Origin of the sequence: Paraburkholderia sp. BR10872 (genome assembly GCF_040965835.1) — a bacterium.
GTDB classification, from domain to species: domain Bacteria; phylum Pseudomonadota; class Gammaproteobacteria; order Burkholderiales; family Burkholderiaceae; genus Paraburkholderia; species Paraburkholderia nodosa_A.
On record NZ_JBFRCN010000109.1, the window covers coordinates 1 to 9788 of the forward strand.

Consider the following 9788-nt stretch of genomic DNA (forward strand, 5'->3'; position numbering starts at 1 on the left):
CGTCTGCCTGCTGGCAGGACGGCGGCTAAGGAAGAATCCAGGCGGGCGTCGTGCCGGTCAGGCAGAAAAACGATTCGAAGGTCGACAACTACAACTGTCCAAGGCATATGCCCCTTTCGTGGAAACACGCGAATTCTAGTGACGACGCGCGAGCCGAGTCAACGACTAATTCAAAGATTTTTCTTTCGAATCTGTTACTGCTGTGGATGCAAATCATTTGCACACCTCTTCGTTTGGCACCCGCCATCATTCACCTGCTCCCTTTACTCGAAGCAGGAGACGCAGCAGCACAGGCAGCACCAGCAGCACGAGCGGCATCTGCACGATCAAGCCCGAGATGATCGCGACCGCGAGCGGTTGCTGCATTGCAGAACCCTGGCCGATCGCGAAGGCAAGCGGCAGCAGAGCGAGAATGGCTGCGATGGTCGTCATCGCGATGGGCCGCAGTCGATTGCGACCCGCGGCCTGCAACGCCTCCTCCAGCGGCACGCCTTCGTCGCGTACGAGCCCCTGAAACTCGGAAACGTAGAAGATCGCGACCTCCGTCACGATGCCGACGATCATCGTCATGCCCATCATCGCGGAGATGTTGAGCTCGATGCCCGTCACCCACAGCCCGATGAACACGGCGCCGGTGGCGAGCAGCGGCATTGCCATCACCGCGAGCGCCACGCGAAAGCGCTCGTAGAGGAATAGCAGCAGGCCGAACACCAGCGCCACGGCCGCGCCGAACACCGCGAGCAGCCCCTTGAAGGCGATCTGCTGTTGCTGGTACAAGCCGCCAAGTTCGTAGTAGACGCCCGCTGGCAGGAGCGCGGGATCGGCAAGCGCGCGCTGCACGTCGGCGATCGTCGAGCCGAGGTCCCGCCCGTCGATGCGCGCCGTCACCGCCACCATGCGCTTGAGGTTGTCGCGACTGATCTCGGGCTGGCCGCTCACGTGCACCGGGTCGGCCACGCGTGAAAGCGCGAACACGTGCCCATCCGGCGCGCGCAACGGCAGGCGCGCAAGTTCGGTGTCCGTCATTTGCAGCGCACCTTGCGCACGCACGCGCACGCCGATTGTCTTCGGGCCGCTCTGGAACTGCGTCGCCACATTCCCGTCCAGCAGGTCGGAGACCTGCTGCGCGATTGCCTGCGGATCCATGCCCTCGGCAGCCGCGGCGTCGGGCCGGATGCGCAGATCGATGGCGTCGCCGGCAGGATTGATGCCGTCGTTCACGTCGACGATGCCGCCGATCTTGCCGATGCGTGCGGCCACACGTTGGGCGGTCGTGTCGAGCACATGGGAGTCGTCCGAGTAAATCTTGATCTGCACGGGCTGCGGAACCGCCGTGAGGTCGCCGATCAGGTCCTCCATCAACTGGGCAAGTTCCACGCTCACGCCGGGCACTTTTGTTTCGATCTGCGAACGGATCTCCTCCATCACCGTGTCGATCGGTTCGCGGCTACCGGACTTCAAGCGCACAAAGAAGTCACCCTTGTTCGGCTCGTTCAGGTCGCCGCCAAGTCCTGCGCCGGTGCGGCGTGAATACGTCGCCACATTCGGGTTCGCGCGAATGATCGCTTCGATTTGTTGCATCAGTCGATCGGTTTCGGTGATCGATGTGCCCGGTTGCGTGTGATAGTCGAGCACGAAACCGCCCTCGTCCATCGACGGCATGAAGCCGCTGCCGACCCGCGTGAACGCGAGCGCCGAAAGCAGCGCAAGCGGAACCACGAGCGCGAGCACCCACAGCGGCCGCGCACTCACGCGAGAGACGAGCCGCGCGTAGGTGCGATTGAGCCACGCGGCGAAGCGCGTTTCGCGATGCTCCTCGGCGTCTTTCGCCGTGAGCCAGCGGTCGCAGAGAATCGGGATGGCAAGCCACGTGACGAGGAACGAAATAAAGAGCGCGCTCGCCATCGTCACCGAAAGCGCCTTGAAGAACGCGCCGGTTACGCCCGAGAGAAACGCCAGCGGCACAAAGATAATGAGCGTTGCCGCGGAAGAGCCGGCGAGCGGCCGCGTGAATTCGAGCGCAGCGCTCATCACCCGGCCATGGAACGCATGCGCGCCGGCCTCGCGCATACGCCGCGCGATATGCTCGATCATCACGATGGCGTCGTCGATCACGAGGCCCACCGCCGCCGCCATGCCGCCGAGCGTCATGATGTTGAAGCCCATGCCGAACACGTCGAGCAGCAGAATGGTCGCGGCCATCACGATGGGCACGAGCGCCACTGCAATGAGCGTGATCTTCGTGTTGCGCAGAAATACCAAGAGGGTGAGCGCCGCGAGCACCACGCCAATCATGATGGCATCGCGCACGCTGGTGGCCGAGGCGATCACGAGCTCGCTCTGGTCGTACCAGTTCGAGAGCGTCACACCGTGCGGCATCTGTGGGCCGAAGTCCTTCAGGCGAGCGCGAATCGCCTGCGCCATCGCCACGCTGTTTGCGCCGGGCTGCTGGTAGACGTTGACCAGCACCGCATCCTGGCCGTCGGCGGTCACGCGGATCCATTGCGGCACGGTCCCCTGGGTGACGGTGGCCACATCGCGCAGGCGGATCTGCGTCGCGCCAGTGGACGACACGACCACGTTTTTCAGCGTATCGAGCCCGCTGAAAGCCGAATTCGCCACGACGAGAAAGAGCTTGTCGTGGTCCTCGATGCGCCCGGTGGCCATCAGCACGTTGCCCGCACCGATTGCACGCGAAATATCGCCCACCGAGAGCTTGTACGTCGCGAGGCGTGCGGGGTCGACGGCCACTTCGAGCTCGTCGCGCGCCCCACCCGTCACGTCCACGCGCGCCACGCCCGCCACGGAGGAAAGCAGCGGACGCAACTGGAACTGGGCGAGGTCGTAGAGTTGAGAAAGCGACAAGCGCGACGACGTCAGGCTGTATGCGAGCACCGGAAACACGGTCGGGTCCATCCGGCGCACCTGCATGCTGGTGCCGGGCGGCAGCGTCGCGAGGATCTCGGCAATGGCCGACTGCGCCTGCAACGTGGCTTGCGCCATGTCGGTGCCCCAGTCGAAATTGAGGGAGATCTCCGCCGACCCGCGGCTCGTGCGGGATTCGACGTCGCGCACGTTCGGCACGCGACGCAACGCTTCTTCCACCGGCATGGTGACGAGTGTCGCCATCTGTTCGGCCGGACGGTCGCCCGCGTCGAGTGAAATCACGGCGCGCGGAAAGGAAACGTTAGGAAAGAGCGAGATCGGCAGACGCAGCGCGGTGAGCGCGCCGGCAAGCGCGGCAAGCGCGATCACGAACAGCAGCGAACGACGGTGGCGCTGCATCCACTGGCTGAACGTCATCGCGCGCCGCCTTGCGCCACGCGCACGGCCATGCCGTCTTCGAGTTCGTAGTTGCCGACGACGACGAGCGGCCGCGAGGCGTCGAGCGCGCCATCCACGCCGTACGTATCGCCATGCTCGACTTTCACCTTCACGTCGACGCGGTGCGCCTTGTTGTCCGGCGCGACCTGAAACACATAGCTGCCCTTCGCATCCTGCAGTACCGCGGCGCGCGGCACGTTCCACCACGTGCCGGTCTGCGTGTCGATGTCGGCCCGCACGCGCGTTCCCGGCAGGAAGGCCGCACCCGCGAGCGGCACGTTCGCACTCACGTTCACGAGCTGGCTCTGCGCGTCGATGGCTGCGCCGACGAGCACGATGCGTCCCTGCGCGCGCTGCGACCCGAGCGAGGCGGACAGAGGGCGTAGCACGACACGGTCTCCGGCGTGCAGCGTGAGCGCGTCGGCGGCTTCGACGCCCAGCGAAATGTTCGCGGCATTGCCCGCGGCGCCGTTGAATGCAACGAGCTGCGCGAGCGCAGTGCCCGCCTGGATCCGGTCGCCCGGCACCGCGGCAAGCTGCGCGATGACGCCGGCCACTGGTGCCGTAATCGTCTTCGAACCCGGTGTGATGCCTGTCGCTTGTTGCGCAGCAAGCGCTTGCTGAGCGTCATCCAGCGCTTTTTGCGCCGCGGCGAGCTGCGATTGCGTGGCGAGACCGTCATGAAAGAGCGAGCCCGTGCGCGCGAGTTCGCCACGTGCGAGCGTCGCTGCGCTTTGTGCCTGCGTATAGGCGATCACGGCGTTCGGATCGGCTTGCACGACGAGAAGCGCAGCGCCCTGCGCTACGGTCTGGCCGGGCTGGACGAGCACGCGCGTGACGCGTGCGAGATACGGCAGGCTGATGGACGTGGCGTTCGAGGCCGCAGACGCAACCGAGCCATACGCGACGACGGTTTGGGCAACCGGTTGGCGCATCACGCGCACGACCTGCACGGCGGCGGATGGCGCGGGCGTGCTGCCCGAAGCGCCGGCGTCATCTGCGTGCGCTGCATGCGGTGCGAAAAGTGCTGCGCCAGCGGCGAGCGCGGCCGCCGCGCCAAGTGCGCAGACGGCGACACGCGTGCGCGTGCCGGAAAGAAAGCGGTGCTCAGTCATGGAGATCAACGTGCAACGATGGTTTTGGATGGCGCGCTTTCAGCAGTGGCGCCTCGCGCGGACGGAGCCTGATCAGGATCGGGGACCGCGCTGCCGAGCAGCGCCTGGAGGCCAATGCGTTGCTCAGCTAGCGCTTCGCGCGCAGTGGCCGCATCGATGCGACGCGCGAGCGCCGCAGTTTGCGCATCGACATACTGGCCAAGCACGATGTTGCGCGCCGCATAGGCGTCGCGCGCCTGCGCGGCGGCACGTTCGAGCCCTGGCAGCGCAGCGTCATCCTGATCGAGTTGATGCACGGCGATCGCGCTGTCGGCACGCAGGTGGGCAATATCGGCGTAAGCCGCATTCAGGCGTGTCTGGTATTCGTCCGCGAGACGCTGCCGCGTGGCCTGCTCGATGGCGATATTGCCGCGATTGCGGTTGAAGACCGGCAGCGTGAGGTTGATCGCGAAACCACTCGTGTAGATCTCCGAGGTGTCGCGCTGGCGCGTAAAGCCCACGGAAAGACTTGGGAACTGGTTGAGGATCGCGGCGCGGTACTTCTGCTCCTGCGCCTCGTAGCCGGCCTGCAGCGCGATCAGATCGGGACGGCGCTGCCCCAGCATTGCAACCGCGGCGTCGAGCGTGCCATCGGGCATCGGCGTGACTGCTGTGTCGCCTGTGAGCGCAAGCATCGTGTCGGGCGCGAGGCCGAGCAGCGCATTGAGGTCATGGTGCGTCTGCTCACGCGCGTGCTGCATGTCGGTGTACTGCTTGCGGGCGTCTTCGTACGCCGTGAGCGACGCGGTGACGCTGTCCGCCGTCACGTTGTGCTCGCTTGCCGCGTGCGCGGTGCGTTCGTAACGCGTGCGGGCCAGTGCCGTCTGCTGCTCGAGCAGCGGCAACACCTCATCCTGAAAGCGCGCTCTCACGTACAACTGCTTCGCCTGCGCCACGACCTGCCACTCCTGCCAGAGCAGACCGAGGTCGGTCTTTCGAACCGTGGCGTTGGCGGACTTCGTGTTCGCGCCACGCGTGACAATCGCCATCACGTCCATGCTCAGACCGTAGCTGAACGCGCGCGACAACCCGACAGCGCCGGGATAGTCGCTGGAGACGCTCACCTGTGGATCCGGCAGAAGTCCCGCCGAAAACGCCTGCGCTTGCGCAATGCCGAGGTCGTCGCGTGAAAGTTTCAGGTCGGGATTGTTGGCGACTGCCAGCATCGCGACGTCTTCGATGTCGAAGCCGTTCGACGGATCGAAGCGGTGTGCCGCAAGCTCGGGCAATGGCATTTTCGCGGGGTCGATCTGCACCCGTGCGAGCGCGCCCTGCGTGATCAACGAAGGACCCGTAGCCAACGGCTGCGCCTTGTAGCTTGCGCAGCCGGCGAGCAGTGCGGTGCCCGATACAACGGCGATGAGCGCAGCGCGCGTGCGATTCGGGATGCTGAAGTGAAAGACGCGCGGACACATTGCGCGAGACTGCGGGCTGGACAATATGGACTCCTCAAGCCAATCCCGCGCAGCATGAATGCGCGAGCATGGACCCGAACGCACATCACACGTTGGTGGCGTTGCGGCAGGCATGCTGCGCATTCTGCAGGGTTAACGCTTATGCAATCCTTAAGCAGGCGTTCCCATCCGGTCTCTACGGCCGCTTCGCCGCCAGGTAGGCGATGCGCTCAGCGCCGAGCTGCGCTCCGCTTTCGAAAATCGCCCACATCCTGACTTCCAGATACGCGCGCTCATCGCGGGTAAATTCCTTTTCGAAGACCTCTTCCAGGCTGGGCGCCAACGGATGGGGCGAGGTACGAAGAAACGTTTCCCAAGGCAGGCTGTCTTCGGTTCGCACTTCGATGTGCAATTCCAGACGGATGTCGGTGAAGCCCGCGTCGATCGCGAAGCGCACGAGGTCGCGCTCACCATAATTCGTGATGGACAGCGAGCGCGCCTTCTCTTCCGTGTCCGGGAACTGCGCCGCCCGGCACCGAAGCAGCAAGGGAAAGAAGGGATCTTCCGCGTTGAACGCGCGGGAATCGACGAGTTGCTTGAGCATGCACACCTCGAGCGCTTCGTCACGCAAAATCGGCTCGGCGATGGCGAAGCGGCCACCCGGTTTGAGGATGCGGTAGATCTCTCGCATTGCAGCGGGCTTGTCTTCCACATACGCCAGCACCGCGCGCATCGTGGCGGCATCGACCGCCTCATTGGCGATGCCTTCCAGATTTTCGGCGCTGCCGTGTATGAATGCGCACTGCCCGCTTACCCCCAGGCTTCGGGCCCTCTCTTCCGTGTGCCGCAGCAGCGGAGCCGAAATATCGGTCATGAGCACCCGGATTGAGGCGCCGGCCCGTTCAATCGCGCGAAACCCGACGAGACCATCACCCGTCCCGATGTCGGCCAATGTCATCCCGGGGCGCAGGCGGACGGAATCCAGCACACGGTCCGCGTACCTTGTGATCTCGGCGCGGACATGGTGCTCATGGGCGGGATCATTGCCATGGCGCTGCCGGTGGATCCACGTGGACCAGTTGTCGTGAGTGACGTCGTTCGTGAGTGGCAACAAAATGGATTTCCAGGGAAAACTTGAAAGACTCGCGCGATGGTAGCCTTGAATTCTGATGAACTCCTTATCTAAACGATATTCCCGACGTGGAGCCTTATTTTCGCGGTGCCAAAGGTGCGGGTTTTAGCCTGAATAAGAGTCGCTTTCATTCCATGACATACTGGCAATCATTTCAATGGCCACGCAAGCCCCGGGCACGCAGCGTCAGAAAACTCGGACCCGACCACATTTTTAAAACAGATCGTCGGCCGATTATGACAGGCGTTGACGCGAATCGAACCGCAGCTTATACGAGCCTTAAGTTGATTCGTTTTCAAAAAATAAATACTTCTTAAGTATTTGGAAGGTACTCCGATAAGCCGGGCGCAGTTCACGGTTTTTCTCTCTCTTTATCGGAGACCCTCTGATGACAATCCGGGCAGTTTCTAGCCAACCCGCCGCTTCCACAGCAGCGAATACCGGCGCGCAGAACCAGCAGGCGGCTGCCGCTACGCAACCTGCCAGCAAGACGCAGGCGCCGACAACGACGACGACACAGGCTTCGACGCCGTCGGCTTCGTATGCCGTTACGATCAGCAACGCCGCACGCGCAGCATTCGCCGAAGCCACCGAAACGTCGGTTCAGACCGCGCAGGAAGCCAACCGCGGAGACCGACAGGCTCAACGCCTGCTTGCGAAGGAACAGGCCAATAAGCTGGGGTAAGGCGCAAGGGCGTGCGACAGGCGTTGTCTGACGCCGGTTTTGCACGCCCTACCCTGCGGCTCCGTTTGCACGCTGCGCGAAAACCGCGACGTGCAAGTTCACAGCTTTGCGCAAGACCGCTTGATGTGCTCCAGGTGCTCCATCAAACCAGACGGATAAGATAACTTTTCTTATCGGAATAGTTCGTTTTCAACACAAAACTCCGCACTTCAAAATCGCGCCGCAAGCGCCCATCCCCTATCTTCAGCGACAATGGGAGCATCCTCGCGCGCTGCTCAAGGAACGAGCGCGCAGACGTGGGAAGCCTATGTAAACGCCGTGCTGCGCGACGTGAAACCGGGCGGCATCGTGATCGTGGGACTTTCGCCGAGGAGGGTCCCGACCATTGCAGCGGGCTGCCCGTCATGCACTACAGCGCCGATGCGTTGCACGCCGAATTTGGCGCGCCCTTCACGCTGATCAAACAGGCACGCGAAGAGCCTCACACGCCGGGTGGCGCCACGCAGAAGTTCATCTACTGCATGTGCCTAAAGAGACTTCGTGAATGGGCCTGCCGTTGAGGCGCTCCGTTTCAGGGCGCGAACGCGAGTGCCGCGTCTTCCGGAAGATTCTCGAGCGCGCGACTGCCGTCGCGCAGCGCCTCGCTCTCGCCGTTGAAGGTCGTTTCGCTGTATGCGATGAGTTTGAAGCCGCTACCCGCACTGCGAGGGATGGTGATGCCCCAATGCCACCCTCCTTCCTGTTCGAAGACATGCAGCTTCAGAGATGCATGCAATGTGTTTGATCGATTCGTCATGTCACGCCCTCCTTTGCGAAAGCGTCGAGGCAGCCGGCATTGGTCAGTGTAGGCATCATTTTGTTGCGGCGCAATAAATATCGACGTTGAGGTGCGATGCTACGCGATCGGGCGTCGTTATCGGGCAACAAAGGGAAACAGGCGGCAACGAGAAGCAACAAGCGGAAACAAAAGTAAACAAGGCGTGCGGCGGCGCAGCGTCCTGCCGCAGTGATGTCCATCACGCATTCAGCCCCTCAAAAGGACGTGGGCGGGCCCGCCGCGTTCGCGCTATCCTGCGCGCGATGCGCGAAAGTTTGCGCTCCCCATTTCCCTTTGCGCCCCAAGCATGACCGAACGCACCGAAGCCATCCCCGAGAGCACGCCCGAAGTCGCATCCAATAGCACGCAATCAACGCTGTGCTATCCCTATCCGGCCCCACCCGCGCCGGGCTTTTACGGGTTGCACGCGCGCATCGAACGCTTGCGTCAGGGGCAGGACAAGAGCCTCGCGCGCCTGCGCGGCACGCTCGCCGAACCGCGCCGCGCCGTTGACGTGTTCGGGGCGCTGCTCGCGCGGCGCATCGGCGAGGACGATCTCGGGCAGATGAGCCTCGCAACCGGCGAGAGCCTGGCGTGCCTGAACTACCTGATGTATCGCGGTGAAGTGAAACGCGAGCTGCGCGACGACGGCATGTACTGGTATTCGCGGACGTAAAAAATGGCAGGAAAGGCGCACTACGCCTCTCCTGCCACAAGTCGGATCGACGGCAGTCGCCGCCCGGCGCTTACATGTTCGGATAGTTCGGGCCGCCGCCGCCTTCGGGCGTGACCCACACGATGTTCTGCGTCGGGTCCTTGATATCGCAGGTCTTGCAGTGCACGCAGTTCTGCGCGTTGATCTGCAGACGATCTTCTTCCTGATCGTCTTTTACGAACTCGTACACGCCTGCGGGACAGAAGCGCGCCTCTGGGCCTGCATACGTCGCGAGGTTGATGCCGACCGGCACCGTCATGTCCTTGAGCGTGAGGTGCGCCGGCTGGTTCTCCTCGTGATTCGTGTTCGAGATGAACACCGAAGACAGACGATCGAACGTGAGCTTGCCGTCGGGCTTCGGATACTCGATCGGCTTGCACTGCGAAGCGGGCTTGAGCATCTCGTGGTCGCGATGCTGGTGATGCAGCGTCCACGGCACGTTGCCGCCCAGCAGCTTCTGCTCGATGCCCACCATCAGCGTGCCCAGGTACAGGCCCTTGCTCATCCACTGCTTGAAGTTGCGCGCCTTGTACAGTTCCGTGTGGAGCCACGACTGCTTGAACGCTT

General features: G+C 63.3%; 9 protein-coding genes. 2 read left to right on the forward strand and 7 right to left on the reverse strand.

All coding sequences use genetic code 11. The features are described 5' to 3' along the window. Positions 1 to 246: 246 nt before the first annotated feature. From AB4Y43_RS39820 to AB4Y43_RS39835, 4 genes are all read right to left on the reverse strand, one after another. Complete coding sequence (locus AB4Y43_RS39820; RefSeq protein ID WP_368730237.1) at positions 247 to 3303, reverse strand: efflux RND transporter permease subunit; 3057 nt, start codon at positions 3301 to 3303, stop codon at positions 247 to 249. Next, positions 3300 to 4439, reverse strand: a complete 1140-nt coding sequence (locus AB4Y43_RS39825) for an efflux RND transporter periplasmic adaptor subunit (RefSeq protein WP_368730238.1) — start codon at positions 4437 to 4439, stop codon at positions 3300 to 3302. The genes AB4Y43_RS39820 and AB4Y43_RS39825 overlap by 4 nt, the downstream gene beginning before the upstream one ends. A 5-nt stretch (positions 4440 to 4444) precedes the next feature. After that, positions 4445 to 5893: a TolC family protein gene (locus tag AB4Y43_RS39830; protein WP_368730239.1), complete on the reverse strand. Its 1449-nt coding sequence runs from the start codon at positions 5891 to 5893 to the stop codon at positions 4445 to 4447. 175 nt (positions 5894 to 6068) lie between these two features. Further along, on the reverse strand, positions 6069 to 6986 hold the full coding sequence (locus AB4Y43_RS39835; RefSeq protein ID WP_368730240.1) for a class I SAM-dependent methyltransferase: 918 nt from the start codon (positions 6984 to 6986) through the stop codon (positions 6069 to 6071). A 406-nt stretch (positions 6987 to 7392) separates the two neighbouring features. On the opposite strand from AB4Y43_RS39835, the gene AB4Y43_RS39840 reads away from it, so the two are divergent. Next, positions 7393 to 7689, forward strand: coding sequence for a hypothetical protein (locus AB4Y43_RS39840; RefSeq protein WP_368730241.1), 297 nt, complete (start codon positions 7393 to 7395; stop codon positions 7687 to 7689). 571 nt (positions 7690 to 8260) lie between these two features. Here AB4Y43_RS39840 and AB4Y43_RS39845 read toward each other — a convergent pair. Together AB4Y43_RS39845 and AB4Y43_RS39850 are read right to left on the reverse strand one after the other, a co-directional pair. Next, a complete protein-coding gene (locus AB4Y43_RS39845; protein ID WP_069265725.1) occupies positions 8261 to 8485 on the reverse strand; it encodes a hypothetical protein in 225 nt (74 codons plus the stop codon). Further along, a complete protein-coding gene (locus AB4Y43_RS39850; RefSeq protein ID WP_368730242.1) occupies positions 8482 to 8709 on the reverse strand; it encodes a hypothetical protein in 228 nt (75 codons plus the stop codon). Before AB4Y43_RS39850 ends, AB4Y43_RS39845 begins: the two co-directional genes overlap by 4 nt. Positions 8710 to 8813: 104 nt before the next feature. On the opposite strand from AB4Y43_RS39850, the gene AB4Y43_RS39855 reads away from it, so the two are divergent. Further along, positions 8814 to 9182: a hypothetical protein gene (locus tag AB4Y43_RS39855; RefSeq protein ID WP_368730243.1), complete on the forward strand. Its 369-nt coding sequence runs from the start codon at positions 8814 to 8816 to the stop codon at positions 9180 to 9182. Between the two features lie 70 nt (positions 9183 to 9252). Here the strand turns inward: AB4Y43_RS39855 and AB4Y43_RS39860 are convergent. Further along, a partial coding sequence (locus AB4Y43_RS39860) for a 4Fe-4S dicluster domain-containing protein (RefSeq protein WP_368730244.1) occupies positions 9253 to 9788 on the reverse strand: 536 nt, incomplete at its 5' end.